This is a genomic window from Bradyrhizobium sp. SZCCHNS3002 (assembly GCF_032377435.1).
GTDB lineage: Bacteria > Pseudomonadota > Alphaproteobacteria > Rhizobiales > Xanthobacteraceae > Bradyrhizobium.
Genome location: NZ_JAUHHY010000012.1, coordinates 144,638 through 164,077, shown reverse-complemented (window position 1 = coordinate 164,077; position 19,440 = coordinate 144,638). Strand labels below are relative to the sequence as shown.

18 protein-coding genes are annotated in these 19,440 nt (G+C 65.5%); 10 read left to right on the top strand and 8 right to left on the bottom strand.

The genetic code is table 11. From position 1 onward, the window contains the following. Positions 1-19: 19 nt before the first annotated feature. From QW845_RS24780 to QW845_RS24770, 3 genes are all read left to right on the top strand, one after another. Entirely contained in the window at positions 20-211 is a 192-nt protein-coding gene (locus QW845_RS24780; protein ID WP_315718364.1) for a hypothetical protein, read from the top strand. Between the two features lie 299 nt (positions 212-510). Further along, positions 511-1,503, top strand: a complete 993-nt coding sequence (locus QW845_RS24775; protein ID WP_315804144.1) for a hypothetical protein — start codon at positions 511-513, stop codon at positions 1,501-1,503. A gap of 23 nt (positions 1,504-1,526) precedes the next feature. Next, entirely contained in the window at positions 1,527-1,967 is a 441-nt protein-coding gene (locus tag QW845_RS24770) for a DUF1489 domain-containing protein (protein ID WP_315804143.1), read from the top strand. A gap of 169 nt (positions 1,968-2,136) precedes the next feature. Here QW845_RS24770 and panC read toward each other — a convergent pair whose 3' ends face one another. Continuing rightward, entirely contained in the window at positions 2,137-2,988 is an 852-nt protein-coding gene (gene panC, locus QW845_RS24765) for a pantoate--beta-alanine ligase (protein WP_315804142.1), read from the bottom strand. Positions 2,989-3,249: 261 nt separating this feature from the next. Between panC and QW845_RS24760 the strand changes: the two genes are divergently transcribed. From QW845_RS24760 to QW845_RS24745, 4 genes are all read left to right on the top strand, one after another. After that, positions 3,250-4,173: a division plane positioning ATPase MipZ gene (locus QW845_RS24760; RefSeq protein WP_315804141.1), complete on the top strand. Its 924-nt coding sequence runs from the start codon at positions 3,250-3,252 to the stop codon at positions 4,171-4,173. 409 nt (positions 4,174-4,582) lie between these two features. Then, on the top strand, positions 4,583-5,470 hold the full coding sequence (locus QW845_RS24755; protein ID WP_315804140.1) for an alpha/beta fold hydrolase: 888 nt from the start codon (positions 4,583-4,585) through the stop codon (positions 5,468-5,470). 148 nt (positions 5,471-5,618) lie between these two features. Next, a complete protein-coding gene (locus QW845_RS24750) occupies positions 5,619-6,377 on the top strand; it encodes a VWA domain-containing protein (RefSeq protein WP_315804139.1) in 759 nt (252 codons plus the stop codon). Between the two features lie 105 nt (positions 6,378-6,482). Beyond that, the gene (locus QW845_RS24745; protein ID WP_315804138.1) at positions 6,483-7,199 is read left to right on the top strand and encodes a DnaJ domain-containing protein; all 717 of its coding nucleotides are present in this window, start codon (positions 6,483-6,485) and stop codon (positions 7,197-7,199) included. Between the two features lie 231 nt (positions 7,200-7,430). Here the strand turns inward: QW845_RS24745 and QW845_RS24740 are convergent, their stop codons facing one another. Beyond that, the gene (locus tag QW845_RS24740; protein ID WP_315804137.1) at positions 7,431-9,170 is read right to left on the bottom strand and encodes a serine hydrolase; all 1,740 of its coding nucleotides are present in this window, start codon (positions 9,168-9,170) and stop codon (positions 7,431-7,433) included. A 429-nt stretch (positions 9,171-9,599) separates the two neighbouring features. Here QW845_RS24740 and QW845_RS24735 point away from each other — a divergent pair, with 429 nt between their 5' ends. Beyond that, complete coding sequence (locus QW845_RS24735) at positions 9,600-9,941, top strand: phasin family protein (protein ID WP_315718372.1); 342 nt, start codon at positions 9,600-9,602, stop codon at positions 9,939-9,941. A gap of 92 nt (positions 9,942-10,033) precedes the next feature. Here the strand turns inward: QW845_RS24735 and QW845_RS24730 are convergent, their stop codons facing one another. Next, positions 10,034-11,809: a pilus assembly protein gene (locus tag QW845_RS24730; RefSeq protein ID WP_315804136.1), complete on the bottom strand. Its 1,776-nt coding sequence runs from the start codon at positions 11,807-11,809 to the stop codon at positions 10,034-10,036. A 487-nt stretch (positions 11,810-12,296) separates the two neighbouring features. Between QW845_RS24730 and clpS the strand changes: the two genes are divergently transcribed. Both clpS and clpA read left to right on the top strand, forming a co-directional pair. Next, positions 12,297-12,629 carry an ATP-dependent Clp protease adapter ClpS gene (gene clpS, locus QW845_RS24725; protein WP_008960690.1) on the top strand — a complete coding sequence of 111 codons (333 nt, stop codon included), beginning with the start codon at positions 12,297-12,299 and terminating at the stop codon, positions 12,627-12,629. 422 nt (positions 12,630-13,051) lie between these two features. Continuing rightward, on the top strand, positions 13,052-15,439 hold the full coding sequence (clpA, locus tag QW845_RS24720; RefSeq protein WP_315804135.1) for an ATP-dependent Clp protease ATP-binding subunit ClpA: 2,388 nt from the start codon (positions 13,052-13,054) through the stop codon (positions 15,437-15,439). An 86-nt stretch (positions 15,440-15,525) separates the two neighbouring features. Here clpA and QW845_RS24715 read toward each other — a convergent pair whose 3' ends face one another. From QW845_RS24715 to QW845_RS24695, 5 genes are all read right to left on the bottom strand, one after another. Next, positions 15,526-16,287, bottom strand: coding sequence for a sulfite exporter TauE/SafE family protein (locus QW845_RS24715; protein WP_315804134.1), 762 nt, complete (start codon positions 16,285-16,287; stop codon positions 15,526-15,528). An 8-nt stretch (positions 16,288-16,295) separates the two neighbouring features. Continuing rightward, a complete protein-coding gene (locus tag QW845_RS24710; RefSeq protein WP_315804178.1) occupies positions 16,296-17,720 on the bottom strand; it encodes an MFS transporter in 1,425 nt (474 codons plus the stop codon). A 99-nt stretch (positions 17,721-17,819) separates the two neighbouring features. Next, complete coding sequence (locus QW845_RS24705; protein WP_315804133.1) at positions 17,820-18,158, bottom strand: cytochrome c; 339 nt, start codon at positions 18,156-18,158, stop codon at positions 17,820-17,822. 25 nt (positions 18,159-18,183) lie between these two features. Beyond that, positions 18,184-18,345, bottom strand: coding sequence for a hypothetical protein (locus QW845_RS24700; RefSeq protein WP_315804132.1), 162 nt, complete (start codon positions 18,343-18,345; stop codon positions 18,184-18,186). A gap of 65 nt (positions 18,346-18,410) precedes the next feature. Further along, on the bottom strand, positions 18,411-19,367 hold the full coding sequence (locus QW845_RS24695) for a helix-turn-helix domain-containing protein (RefSeq protein ID WP_315804131.1): 957 nt from the start codon (positions 19,365-19,367) through the stop codon (positions 18,411-18,413). Positions 19,368-19,440: the final 73 nt, after the last annotated feature.

Genomic DNA, 19,440 nt, shown 5'->3' with positions numbered 1-19,440 from the left:
ATGCGAGCAGGAGAGGGCGTTGAAACACAAGTTCCCCATTGGGGCGACCGTCTATTTCACCGCGAGCAACGTCTCGCGTCCGGCGGCCACAGGCACCTACGAGATCATCCGCCAGCTTCCGACGGAAGACGACGACTGCCAGTATCGGATCAAAAGCTCGACGGAAGCCTTTGAGCGGGTTGCCAGAGAGAGCCAATTGGCCTTGTCTTGAGAACCACGTGCCGCGTCGGCGGACGCGGCCGCCGGAGACGTAGCCGAAGCGAGAGGGAGAGTTGCCACGCGTTCGGGAGCCGTGGCGCGAGACGATGACGATTGCTGCGCGATCCCTTTTGGGGATAGCGGGTAGCTCCACACCATCCGGCGCCCGCAGGCGTATGGAATCGTCTTATTGTCTTGGTGGGGCCGCAATCGATCGGGTGATCATTTGAATTTGATGATCGTTTCACGGCCGTCCCATGTAGGGACGCCATCGGGGCCGCTTTCGCTGGCCCACGTCAGGAACAAGCGCGCATGAACTCGACCTGGCCTTCCTCGTTGGATCAGCTCTTGAACTCACCGGCGTTCCCGATGTGGCTCACCGTTGCCGCGGCGGGTTTCTTTGCGCTGGTCGTCCTGACGACGCTGCTCAGGGCCGAGAAATCGGTCGCCAACGGCGCGCTGACGGTGATCACGCTGCTGGCGGTCGGGATTGCGGTGGCGTCGATGATGCGGAGCCAGGATGCGACCCCGCGTGGCGCCAATGGCGATCCTGCTGTGACCGCCTCCGTCGGCCTCTCGCCGCCCGCGCTGGCCTGCGTGGATGATCTCGCCGGCGATCTGGTGCTCGCGAATTGCGAGAAGAGCCTGTTCGGATCGGCCGAGATGACGGCCGCTGCCGTCAGCTATGCGGCGGGCATGCTGAGCCGGCTGTCCCAGGTGGGCGACGTCGCCAGCGCCAACAAGGTGATGACCGCGGAGCTGCTGGCGCTGCGCCGTGCCGTCGAGCGCGATCGCTATGGCCTGATGGCCTATGTGCTGCTGACACGCGACCGCTGCACGCCGAGCGATTGCGTGATGTTCCGTGCCGTGGGCGATCGCCAGCAACTGATGAACAACATGGAAGGGCGGACCTATGAGGGCTTGGTGACGCGCTACGCCTCGCAGTGGAATGCGGCGCCGGGCCAGCCCGTCGCTGGAACCTTTGCGGGATTGGCGCCTCCAGGGGTGGCGCCGTCGGCGCCGAGCGGCAAGCCGACGACCGCGGAATTTCCCAGCTCGGCGAACACCCCGCCGGTCAGCATCATGAATCCCGAGCCGACGGCCTCGACGCGCTCGGCCGCCCCGGCAGCCGCGGCGCCGAAACCGCCGACGCAGCTTACGCCGTCGCCCGCAGCCCCACCGAGCGTGGCTGCCAGCCACGCCCAGGCGCCGGCGGCCAAGAGGGCCGCGCCGAAGCCGAAGCCGGCCGCTGCGGCGCCTCAAGCGGCGCCTGAGGCCGCCGAGCCGGCCGCCAACAACGAATAGATCCCGCTGGTCGAACCGCCATCATGCCTCTGCACCTGATCAAGCTCGCCGTCGGCTGCGAGTCCGTGAAAGAGCTGAAGGAGTGGATCGCCGAGCGCATGCTCGCGGCCAAGAAGAAGGGCCTGCCGCAGCAGCATGTCCATGTCACGCGGATGACGCCGAAACGGGTCGAGGACATCCTCGCCGGCGGCTCGCTGTACTGGGTGATTCGCGGTGAGGTCGCCGCGCGCGAGAAGATCGTCGGCATCGAGCCGTTCCGCGACGGCGACGGCATCGGGCGGTGCCGCATCATCATGCAGCCGAAGGTGATCGCGGTGTCGCCGCGGCCGATGCGTCCGTTCCAGGGGTGGCGCTATCTGACCGCCGAGGATGCGCCGGCCGATCTCGGCAAGGCCAGTGCGGCGGGCGTCGAAGCCATGCCCGAGCCGCTGCGCCGCGAGCTGCGCGATCTCGGGTTGCTGTAGCACCTCGACGTGCCGGTGGTGTTGCGCGTGAGCATCTCACGCGCGGCGGAAGTTCAGCCTCGCTCGCAAGGGCAGGGCGTGCGCTCGACGCGGCGTCGGCCGCCGTTGCCTCTGCCTTGCGGGCGAGGGAGCGCTCACGGTCTTGGCGGACCGCCGGTCTCCCGGCGCCTCACGCCGCGATATTGTCGATCAGTCGCGTGGTTCCGATCTTGGCTGCGACCAGGATGCGCTTGGGTCCCGACTCGTTCGGGGCGATGGGCGCCAGCGTCTCGGCGTGGCGGACCTCGAGATAGTCCAAGGCGAAGCCGGCTTCGGTGATTGCGGCGGCGCCATCATCAACCGCCGCCTGCATGTCGTCGCCGGCGCGCAGCCGGGCTGCCAGCTCCTTCAGGACACGGTGCAGCGTCGGCGCCACCCGCCGCTCGTCTGCCGAGAGGTAGACATTGCGCGACGACATCGCGAGTCCGTCGCGTTCGCGCACCGTACGCGATCCGACGACGCGGACGCCGAGATCGAGGTCGCGCGCCATCTGGGCGACGACGCGGAGCTGCTGATAGTCCTTCTCGCCGAAGATCGCGACGTCCGGCCGGCATTGCGTGAACAGCTTGGCGACCACGGTCGCCACCCCGCCGAAGAAATGCGGACGGAAGCGGTCCTCCAGCCCGGCCAATGCCGCGCCTTCCGGCACGATCCGCGTCGCGAAGCCGTCCGGATACATCGCCTTCGCGTCGGGATGCCAGATCAGATCGACGCGCTCGGCCGCAAGTTTCGCGACATCCTCCTTCCAGGTCCGGGGGTAGGACCCGAAATCCTCCGTCGGCGCGAACTGAGTCGGGTTGACGAAGATCGAGACGACCACCTTGTCGGCGCGGCGCTTCGCCTGCCGGACCAGCGAGATGTGCCCTTCATGCAGCGCGCCCATGGTCGGCACGAGCGCGATGCTGGCTTTTCTCGCGCGCAAGCTGTCGAGCTCGCGGCGGAGGGCGGAAACGGTGCGGGCGACGCGCGGGCTTCGTGACATTTTTGCTCGATCTCACAGCGAAAAATTGCGGTTGCTCTGTTCGGCCTTGACGCTCGGGCGACCGCCCTTAACAAGGACGCGGCACGCCGCTCAGCATACTTGAATACGCCTGTTAGCACGTCTCCGCGTCCGATGCGGAGTTGGTAAACGCGCGCGTCAAGTAGTAGCGGAGGATGCTCCCCCGTGGGATTCACGATGACGATGCATTTCACTTGACCGCAGACGACCGTGACTCGAAGATGATCGTAAGAGGTCGACAACATGCTGGTGCAGACTAGCCAAGGACAATCGGGCTCGGCCCACGTGGTTGTGCTTGGAAACGAGAAGGGCGGGTCGGGCAAGTCGACCACCGCCCTGCATATTGCCGTGGCACTCCTGAAGGCTGGCCAGCGTGTCGCCACGATCGATCTCGATTGCCGCCAGCAGAGCTTCACCCACTACGTCAACAACCGGAGCGCCTGGGCGCGCCGCACCGGCCTGCGCCTCGAGCTGCCGACGCACTACTGCATCCAGCTCGGCAGGACGTTGCAGATCGACGAGAACGAGAACACCGAGTTCCAGCAGTTCATGGAGGCCGTGAGCGCCGTCGAACGCTCGTTCGATTTCATCGTCATCGATACGCCCGGCAACGACAGCTACCTGATGCGCCTGGCGCATTCGATGGCGGATACGCTGGTCACGCCGATCAACGACAGCTTCCTCGACTTCGACGTGCTGGGAACGGTCGATCCCGCGACCTATGCCGTGACCGGCGAGAGCCACTATGCGGAGATGGTGCGTGACGTCCGGCGCAAGCGCCGCCAGGTGGACGGTGCGATGACCGACTGGATCGTGGTCCGCAACCGGCTGTCGATGCTCGGCTCCCGCAACAAGCAACTGGTCGCCGATGGCCTCAAGGACCTGTCGCTGCGGCTCGGCTTTCGCGCCATCGACGGCTTTGCCGAACGCGTCGTCTATCGCGAGTTCTTCCCGCGCGGACTGACCGCGCTCGACGACATCGACGAGGCGACCCTGGGCACCCGCCCCAATCTCGGCCACGTCACGGCCCGGGAGGAGGTCACCAGCCTGTTGCGCCAGCTCAAGCTGCCGCTGGACGAGCGCGGCCGCCGCCGCGCCGCAAACCGCGCCGAATGGTTCGCCCAGGTCGACAAGCCGCTCGACCTGCACGACATCATCAGCGCCTGAATACCGTCCGCATTCAGGCGAGACCTCGCCTGAGACATTGTGCGCGTTGAACGTGCCCGCGGCCTGGTTAAACAATCTCCTGACAGCGGTGGCGAGTAACGGCGCGTTCAGCCTGTTTGGGCCGGACGGAAGAAGATTTGTCTCAGGTCAAGGCCGCAGCCGCCAATTTCGCTAGATTACCGTCAAATTCATGACTGATTTGAACCTGAGGTTCAGGGCTCAAGTCACAAGAGAGGGCGGTGGAACCCGCTCTGCTGCACAGCAACTAGGTGCGGCGCACAACGAACGGGCGACGGATACACAACATTTGGTCTTCCTGTCACAGCGCCGTTACATATATTAAACAGAACGGGTCGCGAGAGTCTTACAGGTTCAAAACTACCTTTGATTGTGCTCCCGAGGGACGAACATGAAGCGTGGAATAACCGTTCTTGTGTCTGTCAGCGTGCTGGCGGCCGTCGGCTACTTCACCGCGAGCAAGTGGGCGATCCGGCACGAGACCATCAGGTTCTATGACGCCTCGCGCGACAACCGTCTGGTCGAAGTCGCCGTCGCCGTCCGCCGCGACAAGGAGATGCAGGCCGAAGCCGGCATGATCAAGCTGCCGGTCGCGATCCTCAATCACGGCAACACCGTCAAGTTCACCGAGTACTCGTTCCTGGCCAACGTATTTGCTGCGCGCGGCTACATGGCGGTCAGCATCCAGCACGACCTGCCGACCGATGCGCCGATGGTGACGAAGATCGGCGAGCCCTATGTCGGCCGGCTGCCGCAGATCCAGCGCGGCGTCGCCAACATCCGATTCGCCGTCGAGCAGATGCACCAGGTGCAGCCGAATGCCGACTATGATCATCTGACGATTGTTGGTCATTCGATGGGCGGCGACATCTCGATGTATTTCGCCAAGCAGTATCCCGAGGACGTCCGGAAGGTGGTCACGCTCGACAACCTCCGCGTCCCGTTCGTCACCGACGGCAGGTTCAAGATCCTGTCGTTCCGCTCGAAGGACCCGCAGTTCAAGACCGATCCCGGCGTGATCCCGAGCGACGACATCTGCGAGAAGGAAGGCATCACCGTCGTCAAGACGGACTTCCAGCACAACGACATGCGCGACACCGGACCTGACGATGCCAAGTCGTCGATCCAGGCCATGCTGGACAAGTTCCTCGCCGATAGCGACAGCACCAGCGACATCGGGCCGGTCAAGACCAATACCCCGTTGCTCGATCCGGGTCCCGTCGCGCCTTATGCGCCGGTCGGCAAGACCGCGACGCCGGCCAAGCCGCTGACGCATTGAGGGGGCAGGGGCGGGGCGCACGCCGGTCTCGCCTGATCCTTGCGGCCCTTGCGACGGGAACGAACGGCGTATCCCGCAGATGTCACTGCCGTCATTGAAGCTGTCCATCCGCCTGCCCACATGATGCGCGTCCGAGCAAGGTGCGTGCATGGTCGATCATCGTTCGAAGCCCGGTTCTGCCTCGATCACCTCGCCCGACGATGGCTCGCGTCAGCAGCGCTTGCCGGACAATGAGCATTCCACGGCAGACGCGATTGCGGCATTCGTCGCGCAGGCCAAGGCCATGGCTCCCGCGGCTCTGGGGACCAGAGGCCGCCTCGTCTTCGCGCTCGATGCGACCCTGAGCCGCCAGCCGACCTGGGACATGGCCTGCGCCCTGCAGGCCGACATGTTTCGCGAGGCCGCAGCCCTCGGCAGCCTCGATATCCGGCTGGTGTACTACAGGGGCTTCAACGAATGTCGCGCCACGGGCTGGATCTCCGACAGCGCTGAGCTCGCCCGGCTGATGGGCAAGATCGATTGCCGCGGCGGCAAGACCCAGATCGGCAAGGTTCTTGCCGAGGCGCGGCGCCATGCGACAGCGTCCGGAATCCGCGCCGTCGTGTTCGTTGGCGACGCGATGGAGGAGAATGTCGACGAGCTCTGTGCGAAGGCCGGCGAGCTCGGGCTGTTGAAGGTCCCGCTGTTCATGTTCCAGGAGGGCCATGAGCCCGCGGCCGAGCAGGCGTTTCGCGAGATGGCGCGGCTCTCGGGAGGAGCGTGGTGCAGGTTCGATCCGGGCGCCTCCGCGCAGTTGCGCGAGCTCCTGCGCGCCGCCGCGGCCTACGCTGCGGGCGGTCGCGCGGCGCTGCTCCGGCTCGCCGGCTCCGAAGCGGGCGCGGCACGCCTGATCGGGCAGATGAAGTAGAGATCGATTTCGGCCGCCGCCAACATCAAGCGCACCGGCTCGAGCCTGCCGGTCGGGGACGCAGCCGATCATGCTTTTTGTGCCGACACGCTCTATATTCGGCCCATGACACTGATCGCTGGCGCCGTCGCCGTCATCACCCTTTATCTGTTGCTGCAGATGTTCCGGAACGCCAATCCGGCGGCACTGGCGCGCGCAATCAAGATTGCCGGCGGCATCGGCTGCCTTGCGGTGGCAGCTTTCACCGGCCTTCGCGGCGAGCTGGTGGTGGCGATCCCGATCGGGTTGTTCGGGGCGGGGCTGCTCGGCTGGTCACCCGGCGGGCTCGGCAATCTCGGCAGCATGTTCGGGCTGGGTGGGCAGCGCTCGTCCGGTCAGAGCTCGCGGGTGCGCTCGCAGTTCATCGAGATGGTGCTCGATCACGACAGTGGCCAGATGCTGGGCCGCTTCGTCGCCGGCATCCATGCCGGCCGGTCGCTCGACGAGTTCGATCTGCCGCAGCTCGCGGCGATGGCACCGAGCCTCGATGCCGACAGCGTCGCTCTACTTGAAACTTATCTGGACCGCCGGTTTCCCACTTGGCGTCAGCACGCGCAAGGCGATGCGGCAGGGCGGCAGCGCCGCGCGGCGTCGAGCTCCAAAATGACGGAAGAGGAGGCCTATCAGATCCTTGGCCTGCAGCCGGGCGCGGGGCGAGACGAGATCGGGCGTGCCCACCGTGCGCTCATGAAGAAACTGCATCCCGACCAAGGGGGGTCGACGTATCTCGCCGCCCGGGTGAACGAGGCCAAGGATACTCTGCTTCGTACGCATCACGGCTAACTCCGGCAACGCCACCAACGCCACAGATCGAAACTGCTTCCATCACAGCCATGTCGACATCAGCGGCTCCCGGCTCTGTCAGGCGCGATCGTGCGACATGGTGAAAAAGTTCTAGCGGCAATTCCTTGACGAGTGGTTTGCGCGAGCGCGTTCGCGGCGGTGTCGCACGCGCGCAAAGAAAAAGGCCCGCGCGTGTGTCGCGCGGGCCTCATATGTCGTGATGTCGGTGCGTTAGTTGTGCACGGTCATGCAGGAGATGTCGGCGCGCTTCAGCTTCTTGCAGACGGCCTCGGCCTGATCACGATCGAGGCCGGCGAAGCGGGCGCGGATGAGGGTCTTGTCGCCCTTCGCGACCGTCTCGGTGAAGGGATCGGCCTTGCTGAGGAGACCTTGTGCCGAGCTGCGGGCCGCCTCGATCCGCTTCTGGGCCTCGGCCTCGTTGTCCAGCGCTCCGACCTGAATGATCCAGCCGCTCCGCGTGACGGACGACTTGCTCGGGAGCTCCGGCGCAGCGCTCGCGGAGGCGATCTGCGTCGGCTGGGCCGGAGGCGCGGCATAGGCCATGGCCTGCGACGAGCCTGCCGGCAGGCTGGAGGCGGGCAGCACGCCGAGAATGCCGTTGCCGGTGCCATGGCCCGGCGGCTGCGGCGGCATCTCGGGGCGGGCGGCTTCGGCGCGCACCATCGGCGGCGCCGGCTCGATCGCTTCGATGCGCTGTGCAATCGGGGCAGGCGGTGGCGCCACCGGCTGCGGGGCCGCCGTGGCGAGCTTGACCGCGCCGGCCTTGACCTGAACGGTCCTGACCTTGACGGGCTTCATCGGCTCGGTCGAACCGGGAACGATCGACATCGGCTGGGTCTGGATCACACCCGATGTCATCGGCGCGGGCTCGACCTTCGCTTCCTTCGGCGCCGCCGGCGGCAGGGCCGCGGTGGCTTCCGACAGGGTCGAGATCAGCTTGGCGGCGCGGCTCGGGGCCGGGGCCTCTGGCGCCGCCGAGGCGAGCTGGACCGTGCCCCGGTCGTCGCCGGCATCGGAGCCGCCGCGCTCGCCGATCGCCGCGACGGTGCGCTTGGTCGCGCCCTTCTCGAGGTTCTCGGCGAGCAAATTGCGCATGATCGCGTCGCGCGAACCGCCGCTGCGGCCGCCCAACACGACGCCGATCAGATGGCGGTTGCCGCGGCGCAGCGAGGTCACGAGATTGAATCCGGACGCGCGCGTGTAGCCGGTCTTGATACCGTCGACGCCCTCGACGCTGCCGAGCAGGTGATTGTGGTTGCGGATCGACTGGCCGCGATAATTGAAGACCTCGGTCGAAAAGTAGCGATAGTAGCGCGGGAAGCGGTCCTGGATGGCGCGGCCGAGGATCGACTGGTCGCGTGCCGTCGTGATCTGCTCGTCGGCGGGCAGGCCCGAGGCGTTGACATAAGTGGTGCGGCTCATGCCGAGCGAGCGCGCCTTGCGCGTCATCATCTTGGCGAAATCATCCTCGTCGCCGCCGATCGCCTCGGCAATGACCACCGCAGCGTCGTTGGCCGAGCGCGTCACCAGGCCCTTGATCGCGTCCTCGACGCGGATGGTCTGGCCGGGGCGCAGGCCGAGCTTGGTCGGCGACTGCTCGGAGGCGTGCTCGGACACCGGCATCTCGGTGTCGAGCTTCATCTTGCCCGATTCCAGGCGCTCGAACAGCAGATAGAGAGTCATGATCTTGGTGAGCGACGCGGGATGCCGCAATGCGTCCGGGTTGGTCGCGGTCAGGGTCGCGCCCGAATTGCCGTCGACGATGATCGAGGCGAAGGCCGGGCTGTAGCTGCCTTCGTCGGTATGGGGCGAGTGACGCGCGTGGTGGTGCCGATGACGCCGGCGCGCTTCTGCGCTGTCGACCGTGACCACTGCTGCCGTCGCGAGGGTGATCAGTCCGTAGACGCCAACTCGCAACAGGCGCGAGGAAGCCATTTTTTTGCGAAGCATGAAATCCCCGTCCAATTTCTGACGTGATCACCGGCTCGTAAGGCGAAATTGTGCCGAACGCCCCTTTGACCGTGCCTGTCGGACCTCCCGATCGTGCCGTGACGCTGCCTAGCATCGAAGGGCCCGAACTGAGGTTTTGTTAAGACGCTGTTTTAGAACAGCTTTACGGTTCGGCCGACGCTGGCCGGGACCACCGGAGAGGTTAGGACGGTCGAGTTGCCAAAGGATTAAAGAAACCTTGCGGCGATGGCCGGTATTTCTGCCGAACTGACCCGGGTTGGAGCGCCTGACGGTGGATCGGGCAGCAATGCCCATGATGGTGCATTGCACAAGATTCTTGATTGATTTTGTGCGCTGCACTATATTGTGATCGCGTCAGGGAGCCGGGGCTTCCCTGAGGGCGCTCAAAGTCAGGGAAAGGAATGCCACATGTTTAAGGTTGAAGACTTTCAGAACTACGGCAAAGAGCAGTTCGAGACCGTCGTGAACTCCGCGACGACCGTGCAGAACGGCCTCCAAGCCATCGCAACCGCCTATGGCGACTACACCAAGAAGTCGTTCGAGGACACCAAGTCGTTCGTCGAGAAGCTCCAGGGCGTGAAGTCGCTCGACAAGGTGCTCGAGGTGCAGACCGAGTTCGCCAAGTCGGCCTACGAGACCTTCGTCGCCGATTCGCAGAAGATCGCCGGGCTGTATTCGGATCTCGCCAAGCAGGCGTTCAAGCCGCTGGAAGGCATCGCCGCCAAGTTCACCCCGCCGGCCGCGCACTGACCGTTCGCGCCCGCAGGGAGCACAAAGCCCGGCTTGCGCCGGGCTTTTTTGTTGGCTGAAGGCAGAGCGCTGTCGGGGGCCCGGCGCGTCTGCTATTTGGCGACCCGCAGCTTCGACAATGCGGTGCCGATCGAGTTGAACGTGGTCACGATCTGGCTCGAACTCGTCAGCATGTAGAATTTGTCGGGACTGCTGGCGCAGTTCTGCAGCACGGTCGAGGTCGGGTCGGCGGGCGAGCTCGTGTTCACCTGGATCGTGTAGATCGTGTACATAGCGTTGCCCTTCGAATCCTTGGTGTTCTTCAGGTTCGAGCAGAGCAGGGCCTGGCGCGCGTCGATCGGGTTGCCCGAGGCTTGCGACGAGCCGTTGCCGTATTCGGGCCAGCGGTCCTCGGTGTTCAGGCCGTCCGACAGCAGGATGATGACGCGATTATAGGTGGTGTTGACGTCCTCCGCCGGCGCGCCCAGCACGCCGTTCGGAATCAGCGACTGCACGGCCCAGGCAAGTCCGATCGCCTGGTTGGTGCCGCCGGTCGGCTGCATGGCGTTGACGGCGCTCTTCAGCGAGCTCCAGCTGTAGCTGAGCGGCACGATCTCCGCGAGTTTCGTCGAGGCCGTGCTGCTGCAGTACTGGATGTTGTTCTCCATGTGCTGGTTGGCCGGGAATAGCGTCGTCACGTCGGAGGTCGCCGGCGACACGGCATTCGCGTCGTTCGGCTGGGTGCGGTCGGCGACGCATCCGGTCCAGGTGCTCTTGGTGTTGGCGACCCAGGTGTGGGTGAAGGTGTTGACCTTGCACACCGTGCTGGATCCGCTTCCCGTGCAGCTGCACGTGTTGTTCGGAAGATTGCTGCCGCTGGTCGGGCAGCTGCAATAGCTGCCGGTGCACCAGTTCACCCGCGTGCTGGTCTGAACGCTGTTCCAGCAGCCATTGTAGTAGCTGTGCGAGGCTGAATCATAGCCCGGGCAGACGTAGCCGGTGTAGCTCCCGCTCGACGGAATCCTCGAGGCGCTCGAACTCCCGGTCGCCGGGTCGCTGGTGCAGGAGAAGTAGGGAAAGCCGTTGCCGGACTTGAACGGACAGGAGGATCCCGGTCCCACCATGTCCCATTGCGATTGCGTGTAGCTGCCGTTCGGGATTGCGGCCTGATAGGAACCATTGGCAGGCTGGATCGTGGGCGGATTCTGCCAGTCGGTCCAGTCGATCCAGTCCTTGGCGTAATTGCTGGCGCCGACGTTGACGACCTTGGCGAATGGAACGACCGAGATGTAGACGTCGCCCGGGGTCTTGGCCAGCGCGCTGAGCTGGTCGATCAGCCCGCCGCTGCCGGCCACGGCGTTCTGCAGCGCGGACATCTTGCCGCTGGACGCCATCGAGCCGGTATTGTCGAGCGCGAGCGCCACTCGCATCTTCACGTCGCCCCAGGTCGATGTCGTTTTGACGCCGAAGTCCATGGTCGGAAAGCCGGCAATCCTCATGAACTGGGTGACGATCTGGCCGGAGGCCGACAATTGGATGTTGGAGGCCGACGTTGTGGTCGAGGCGGTATAGCTGGCCGTCACGGTGACGTTCTGCGCGTCCGTGCTGGTGTAGAGCGCCTTGAAATAGGCGCTTGCCTTGGTTCCGATGTCGGTTGCGCTGATGGTGCCCTGCGCCAGGTCGCGCGACAGCATCAGCGAGGTGGCGTCGAGCGCAGCCTGCATCGACGACCGCGCGGCGTTCAGCCGGCTGTAGTCGACGCCTGCGCCGACGAAGGCCAGGATGGGGACGAGCGAGATGGCGAATAGCATGGAGATGTTGCCACCGCGGTCGCAGGCGAACCGTCGGACGGCGCGGCGGCAGAAACGAATGAAGGAGACATCGGTCATGTCGCTCACCAATTATGGTTTTCTGCAGGTGTTTTCGGTTCAGCTTCGTCAAGGCCGGGTAAATCGAAACCGCGAAACACCGGGCCAATGCCCGCAGCCTGGCGCCGCGCCCGCAACCGAGCTGGTTCCCTGTCAATGCCCGCTGAATGGGCTTTGTAAAATGCGACCGGTTTGATTAACCTTGCGCCTCATCGCCGGGGCAGGGAATCGGTCCTGCCGGAGCGTCGGTCCGTCCTGGGCCTGCGCTTGCGGCAAACCGGTCGCTGACCCATATTCCTGGTGTCGGTCCGACCGGACCGGTCGGCTGGGACAGGCGATCTGGAAAGCAGGACCGGGTGGCGGAAAGCGGCCCGGCAGGGGACAGGTCGGGGCGCCCCTTATGAGAGCAACCCTCCGAGGGAAACTCTTTATTGGGAGCCTCGCAGCCATATCTAACGCGTGCAAGATGTCGCAGCCAACTTCCAGATTGAACCGATCCGCGCCCAGGATGAGCAATAACGACAACAAGTCCGGTGGCACCGGTGGCCCGGTCACGTCCGTGATCACCAAGGTCAAGCCGAAGACCAAGCGCCCCAACCTCTACCGCGTCCTGATCCTGAACGACGATTACACGCCGATGGAATTCGTCGTTCACGTCCTGGAGAAGTTCTTCAACAAGGACGTCGAGGCCGCGACCAAGATCATGCTCCACGTGCACCATCACGGCATCGGGGAGTGCGGCGTCTTCACCTACGAGATCGCCGAGACCAAGGTGACGCAGGTGATGGACTTCGCCCGCAAGCACCAGCATCCGTTGCAGTGTGTGATGGAGAAGAAATAGCCGGCTCCCTCCGCGAAGAGAGCCGCCGACGCGCGCGTCTGCGAGCCAGGGGGGCGGGGGCTCCGGCTGCTCGGGGGGCTGCCCGACTGATCGCCGCGAATCGGCGTCGGACGAAGGATCCTCGAAGGCCGCAGATTGCTGCAGACGAGGTCAGCGCGATCCGGCAGGTTTCACGTTTCGCCCGAAGAATTACGGCCGCTCCGGTCCTTATCTCTTCCCGCTCGGCGGCCTGCGCCGTTCGGTTGGCGCAAGCCCGATTTGCCGCAATGGGAACGGGTTTTGCATTGACGATCCGGTGAACCCGTAATCGAGCGGCTCGGCCGGTCTTTTGTCGCACTCGGTTATAACTATATTTGACGAAGGTTGTTGTTGCCTGACCGGGCGGCGGCGATCATGATGGCAAGGGGCCACAGAGGACGCGCATGCCGACTTTTTCTCAAAGCCTTGAACAATCCCTGCATCGTGCGCTGGCGATCGCCAACGAGCGTCATCATCAATACGCGACACTGGAACATCTCCTTCTGTCCTTGATCGATGACAGCGATGCCGCGGCCGTGATGCGCGCATGCAGCGTCGACCTCGACAAGCTGCGCGGCAGTCTCGTGAACTACCTCGAAACCGAGTTCGAAAATCTGGTCACCGACGGCAGCGACGACGCCAAGCCGACCGCAGGTTTCCAGCGTGTGATCCAGCGCGCCGTGATCCACGTTCAGTCGTCGGGCCGCGAAGAGGTCACCGGCGCCAACGTGCTGATCGCGATCTTCGCCGAGCGTGAGAGCCACGCCGCGTACTTCCTGCAGGAGCAGGACATGACGCGCTACGATGCCGTGAACTACATCAGCCACGGCATCGCCAAGCGTCCTGGTGTCTCCGAAGCGCGCCCGGTTCGTGGCGTCGACGAGGAGACCGAAGCCAAGGGCAACGAGGACTCCAAGAAAAAGGGCGAGGCGCTGGAAACCTATTGCGTCAATCTCAACAAGAAGGCGCGTGACGGCAAGATCGATCCGGTGATCGGCCGCAACTCCGAGATCAACCGCGCCATCCAGGTGCTGTGCCGGCGCCAGAAGAACAACCCGCTGTTCGTCGGCGAAGCCGGCGTCGGCAAGACGGCGATCGCCGAGGGCCTCGCCAAGCGCATCGTCGACAGCGAAGTTCCCGAGGTGCTGTCGGCCGCGACCGTGTTCTCGCTCGACATGGGCACCTTGCTCGCGGGCACGCGCTATCGCGGCGACTTCGAGGAGCGCCTCAAGCAGGTGCTGAAGGAGCTCGAGGCGCATCCGAACGCGATCCTGTTCATCGACGAGATCCACACCGTGATCGGTGCCGGTGCGACGTCGGGCGGCGCGATGGATGCGTCCAACCTGCTCAAGCCGGCGCTGGCCTCGGGCTCGATCCGCTGCATGGGCTCGACGACCTACAAGGAATATCGCCAGCATTTCGAGAAGGACCGCGCGCTGGTGCGCCGGTTCCAGAAGATCGACGTCAACGAGCCGTCGGTCGAGGATGCGATCGCGATCCTGAAGGGGCTGAAGCCGTACTTCGAGGACTATCACCGGCTGAAATACACCAACGAGGCCATCGAGGCCGCGGTGCAGCTGTCGTCGCGCTACATCCATGACCGCAAGCTGCCGGACAAGGCGATCGACGTGATCGACGAATCCGGTGCGGCGCAGATGCTGCTGGCCGAGAACAAGCGCAAGAAGACGATCGGCATCAAGGAGATCGAGACCACGATCGCCACGATGGCGCGGATCCCGCCGAAGAGCGTGTCGAAGGACGACGCTGAGGTGCTCAAGCATCTCGAGCAGACCCTCAAGCGCGTGGTGTTCGGCCAGGACAAGGCGATCGATTCGCTGTCGGCCTCGATCAAGCTGGCGCGTGCCGGCCTGCGCGAGCCGGAGAAGCCGATCGGCTGCTACCTGTTCTCGGGTCCGACCGGCGTCGGCAAGACCGAGGTCGCCAAGCAGCTCGCGTCGACCCTCGGCGTCGAGCTGCTGCGCTTCGACATGTCGGAGTACATGGAGCGGCACACGGTGTCGCGCCTGATCGGCGCGCCTCCCGGCTATGTCGGCTTCGACCAGGGCGGCCTCCTGACCGATGGCGTCGACCAGCATCCGCATTGCGTGGTGCTGCTAGACGAGATCGAGAAGGCGCATCCGGATCTCTACAATGTGCTGCTGCAGATCATGGATCACGGCCGGCTCACCGACCACAACGGCAAGCAGGTCAACTTCCGCAACGTGATCCTGATCATGACCACGAATGCAGGCGCGGCCGACATGGCCAAGCAGGCGTTCGGCTTCCATCGCTCGAAGCGGGAAGGTGACGACCACGAGGCGATCAACCGGCAGTTCGCGCCGGAATTCCGCAACCGGCTCGACTCCATCGTCTCGTTCGCGCACCTCAACGTCGAGGTGATCGGAATGGTCGTCGAGAAGTTCGTGCTGCAGCTCGAGGCCCAGCTCGCCGATCGCGACGTCACGATCGAGCTGTCGGAGCCGGCGAAGAGCTGGCTGATCCAGCACGGCTATGACGAGCAGATGGGCGCGCGCCCGATGGGCCGCGTGATCCAGGAGCACATCAAGAAGCCGCTGGCCGATGAGGTGCTGTTCGGCAAGCTGAAGGGCGGCGGCCACGTCCGCGTCGTGCTCGTCAAGGACGAGTCCGGCGTCGAGGAGAAGATCGGCTTCGAGTTCGTCGAGGGCCCGGTCACGCCGAAGTCCGAAGTTCCGGCGGCGCGCAAGCGCAAGCCGAAATCCGGCGGCGGCTCGAAGGGGCCGGCTCCGAAGGGACCGCTGGTCAAGGCGTAAGCCTGACGCGACGAGATGAGTACGAAAGGCCGGCCGTCGCGCCGGCCTTTTTCGTTGACGGGAGGTGCTTTGATGCGACGTCCGGCTCAGGCCGGCTTGACGAAGAAATACACCGTCAGGCCGCAGCCGACGGCGATGATGAAGCGGCGCACATGGGCCGGCGGGATGATCTGGCTGAGCCGCGCGCCGACGAAGCCGCCGACCATGGCAGCGCCCATCATCGTCAGCGTCTCCAGCCAATGCACGCGGCCCGAGAACGCAAAGATGGCGGAGGCCGTCATATTCATGAGCGCGGCGAGCAGCACCTTCATGCCGTTCATGGCGCGGATGTCGCGCAGGCCATAGAACACCAGCGCGGCCAGCATCAGGATGCCGATGCCGCCGCCGAAATAGCCGCCATAGATCGCGATCACGAACTGCACCGCCTGGATGGTCCGCGGCCCGAACCAGCGCGCGCCATCCTTCGGCGTAAAGCGCATGCCGAATGCGAACACCATCGTGGCGAACAGCAACAGCCAGGGCACCAGCCGGCTGAAGGCGGCCGACGGTGTGACCAGGAGCAGCACGGCGCCGAGCGTGCCGCCGAGCAGGCTGATGATCGAAAGCCGGACGAGGTCGTGACGCCACGGCGCCTTTGCGTCGTTCAAGATCTCACGGGAGGCCCAGGCGCTGACGAACTGGCCGGGGCACAGCGCGACGGTGCTGGAGGCGTTGGCGTCGATGGCCGGGATGCCGGCCGCAAGCAGCGTCGGGAAGGTCAGGAATGCGCCGCCGCCGGCCAGCGCATTGACGATACCCGAGCCGAAGGCGGCGAGGGCGAGCAGGGCCAGCATCGTCCAGTCCGTCATCGCTGTCGCTACTCGCCCTTCAGCCGCTGGCCGTCCTGGACGCGGACGCGCTCGGCGCCGCGGGCGCCGGCCGGCGACAGCCTGAGCATGCTCAGGAATGCGCCGACCAGCGCGAAACCGACGCCGGTCAAGAGCGACAGCCGCGTGCCGTCGGTCGTGTCGATCGCCAGGAACATCGCGACCAGGGCTGCGCCCGTGGTCTGGCCGAGCAGCCGCGCCGTCCCGAGCATGCCGCCGGCGCCGCCCGCGCGCTCGCGCGGGGCGGCCGCGATCATCGTGCGGTTGTTGGGCGTCTGAAACAGCCCGAAGCCGCAGCCCGCCAGCGCCATGCGCCAGACGACGTCCCATGCCGACGGCTCGCGCGGCAGCAGGCCGAGCGCACCGAGCCCGCAGGCGAAGATCACCAATCCGATCCCACCAAGCAGGCCGGCCGGCACGCGCTCGACCAGCCGGCCCGCCAGTGGCGCGGTCAGGCCGACCGCGATCGGCCACGGCGTGATCAGGAGACCCATCTGCACCGGCGAATAGCCGAAATGGCTTTCGAGATAGAAGGGGATGGCGACGAAGGCGAGCATCTGGCCGCAGAACGACGAGATCGAGGTCGCGATCGACAGCGCGAACACCGGGATGCGCAAGAGGTCGAGCGGCAGCAGCGGCGAGGCCATGTGGGTCTGGCGCCAGACCAGCCACACGCCGGCCGTGATGGCGACGACGAACTCGATCGCGCAGGTCACCAGCGCCTCGCCATGGCCGAGGCTGTCCACGGCGGCGATCAGGAAGCCGAAGGCGACCGCGCTCAGCGCCGCGCTCTGCCAGTCGAACATGTGCGGGGCGCGCGGCGTATGCGGCAGGAAGCGGAAGCCGAAGACGAAGGTGACGATGCCGAGCGGCACGTTGATCGCGAACAGCCACGGCCAGCTGCCGACGGCGAGAATGCCGGCGGCGATGGTCGGACCGACCGCGGCGGACACTGCGACCACCATCGCATTGATGCCGATGCCGCGGCCGAGCAGAGCGTGCGGGTAGGTGAAACGTACCAGCGCCGAGTTGACGCTGAGGATGCCGGCGGCGCCAAAGCCCTGCAGGATGCGCGCGAGCGTCAGCAGCAGCAGGCTGTCGGCGAGCGCGCAGAACGCGGAGGCCGCCGTGAACAGCACGAGGCCGGTGAGATAGACCCGCCGATAGCCGATGATCTCGCCAAGCGAGGCCAGCGGCAGCAGCGAGATCGTGACCGCGAGCTGGTAGCCGTTGACGATCCAGATGGAGAACGCCGGGCTGGCGTTCAGGTCGCGGGCGATCGTCGGCAGCGCCACATTGGCGATGGCGCCGTCGACCACGGCCAGCACGATGCCGAGCGCGATCGTCACGATCGCCCAGGTGCGCTGCGGCAGCGGCAGTCCGTCGGCGTGCAGACCTGGGGTCGTCGGCGTCATCATGCGGGCTCCGGCCGCTGCCGCGCCGCGGACAATGGACGGGAACGGGCAACACGGCGGTACATATCCCGTTCCACGCCGGCGGAGCGCGCCGACGCGTCACCGCCGTTTGGGGCGGACCTGAATCGCCTTGAGATAGTTGGCCGCGGCTTCCGCCTCGGGCCGGTCGAACTGGAAGCTCGGCATGTCCTTGTGAATGGTCGACAGGCCGGCCTGCAGCCGCTGGGCGAAATCCTCGTCGTAGAGCTTGCTGTCACCGAAGGTCCTGAACGGGGGCGCGTCGGGGTGCGGGCTGGCGCCCGTGAGACCTACGGCATGGCATCGGCTGCAAAGGCTTTGCAAGAGCGCTTTTCCACGCTTCTGCTCGCTGTCCAGCGCATGGCTTGGGCCTGTGAGCAGGCACGTCAAAGCCAACCCAAGCCCTGCTCGCATGATCATGTCACGTTCACCCGACTTATCCGGCCTACCAGCGGCCGGTGGCCTTTCCATAGGCGTAAAGCCCGATCAGGCCAATGCTCACGATCGTCGAGCCGATCAGGATGATCAGATCCCAACGGGGAGGATCGTCATCATCCCGGTTCAACGTCAGCAGGGTAAACAGAGCCTTCAAGGCAAAACGGCGCATCGCAGATCCGGCCCGGCCGACCAGCGCATGCGGCCAGCGCGTTGCAAGGGAGTTTCGAGGGGAGTTTAGCGCTTCAAGGTGCTGCGCCGCCACTCGCGTGGCGACAGGCCGAACTGCTCGCGGAACACGCGGCCGAAATGCGAGAGGTCATTGAAGCCCCAGGAAAAGGCGATCTCGCTGATCTGACGATGCGCCAGCATCGGCGAGCCGAGATCGCGCCGGCACTGCGTGAGCCGCTCGGCCAGCACGAAGCGCTGGAACGACGTCTCCTCGTCCGAGAACAGATCGTTGACGTAGCGCGCCGAGAGCCCGAGCTCGCGTGCGATCTCCGGCAGTGAGAGGTCGGCGTCGGACAGCCGGGTGCGGACGTGCGCCTTGATCCGATAGAGCAGCGCTGCGCGGTGGCTCGAGGCGGGCAGGGGCTGGGTGCACAGCCGCTCGGCCAGGGTCATGGCGAGCAGGTCGGCGGCCTGGTCCGCCAGCCGTTCGGCATGCTCGGGGCCGATGCGCTCGGCGCGCTCGCAGAGCCTGACGATGAAGTCGTGGGCGAGTGGCTGGAGCGGGCTGTCGGAGCCGAAGCTGATCGCCGTTACGGTCTCGGTCGGACCGATCCGGCGCTGCAGCATCTCGCGCGGGAGCTTGAACACGATCTGCTTGAACGCGGCGTCGAACTGCAGCTCATAGGGACGGGTCGTGTCGTAGATCGCGAACTCCCCGGGCCTGATCACGGTGTCGCGGCCATCCTGGACGACGCCGCCGATCCCCTCGCGCCCGAGCGCGACGAGGATGAAGTCGGCATCCGCCCGGGAGATCCGCTGCGAGGTCCGGTGCACGCGCTGCCGGTCCGAGGCGACCTCGGAGCACACGGCCCGTCCCAACGCGGTGTGGGTCACCGAGCCGCGAAACGCGCTGCCGAGATCGGAGGTGCAATCGAGCCCGACATAGACGTCGCAGACGATGTCCTGCCACAGCGCCAGCCGGCGGTGGCCCGGGCTTCCGTCGGTGGTGAACAGGATCGGCATCGCTCCGTCTCCTCCTGCACCTGTGCCGGTCTGATCTGTGGCAATGCAGCAAATTCCGGGCCGGCGAGATCTT

Bases quoted from the DNA above. Each gene is read 5' to 3' on its own strand.
- QW845_RS24730 (WP_315804136.1), bottom strand. From the start codon at position 11,809: ATGACCGATGTCTCCTTCATTCGTTTCTGCCGCCGCGCCGTCCGACGG.
- QW845_RS24695 (WP_315804131.1), bottom strand. From the start codon at position 19,367: ATGCCGATCCTGTTCACCACCGACGGAAGCCCGGGCCACCGCCGGCTG.
- QW845_RS24760 (WP_315804141.1), top strand. From the start codon at position 3,250: ATGCTGGTGCAGACTAGCCAAGGACAATCGGGCTCGGCCCACGTGGTT.
- QW845_RS24705 (WP_315804133.1), bottom strand. From the start codon at position 18,158: ATGATCATGCGAGCAGGGCTTGGGTTGGCTTTGACGTGCCTGCTCACA.
- clpA (WP_315804135.1), top strand. From the start codon at position 13,052: ATGCCGACTTTTTCTCAAAGCCTTGAACAATCCCTGCATCGTGCGCTG.
- QW845_RS24745 (WP_315804138.1), top strand. From the start codon at position 6,483: ATGACACTGATCGCTGGCGCCGTCGCCGTCATCACCCTTTATCTGTTG.
- QW845_RS24710 (WP_315804178.1), bottom strand. From the start codon at position 17,720: ATGACGCCGACGACCCCAGGTCTGCACGCCGACGGACTGCCGCTGCCG.
- clpS (WP_008960690.1), top strand. From the start codon at position 12,297: ATGAGCAATAACGACAACAAGTCCGGTGGCACCGGTGGCCCGGTCACG.
- QW845_RS24775 (WP_315804144.1), top strand. From the start codon at position 511: ATGAACTCGACCTGGCCTTCCTCGTTGGATCAGCTCTTGAACTCACCG.
- panC (WP_315804142.1), bottom strand. From the start codon at position 2,988: ATGTCACGAAGCCCGCGCGTCGCCCGCACCGTTTCCGCCCTCCGCCGC.
- QW845_RS24750 (WP_315804139.1), top strand. From the start codon at position 5,619: ATGGTCGATCATCGTTCGAAGCCCGGTTCTGCCTCGATCACCTCGCCC.
- QW845_RS24715 (WP_315804134.1), bottom strand. From the start codon at position 16,287: ATGACGGACTGGACGATGCTGGCCCTGCTCGCCCTCGCCGCCTTCGGC.
- QW845_RS24740 (WP_315804137.1), bottom strand. From the start codon at position 9,170: ATGCTTCGCAAAAAAATGGCTTCCTCGCGCCTGTTGCGAGTTGGCGTC.
- QW845_RS24755 (WP_315804140.1), top strand. From the start codon at position 4,583: ATGAAGCGTGGAATAACCGTTCTTGTGTCTGTCAGCGTGCTGGCGGCC.
- QW845_RS24735 (WP_315718372.1), top strand. From the start codon at position 9,600: ATGTTTAAGGTTGAAGACTTTCAGAACTACGGCAAAGAGCAGTTCGAG.
- QW845_RS24700 (WP_315804132.1), bottom strand. From the start codon at position 18,345: ATGCGCCGTTTTGCCTTGAAGGCTCTGTTTACCCTGCTGACGTTGAAC.
- QW845_RS24770 (WP_315804143.1), top strand. From the start codon at position 1,527: ATGCCTCTGCACCTGATCAAGCTCGCCGTCGGCTGCGAGTCCGTGAAA.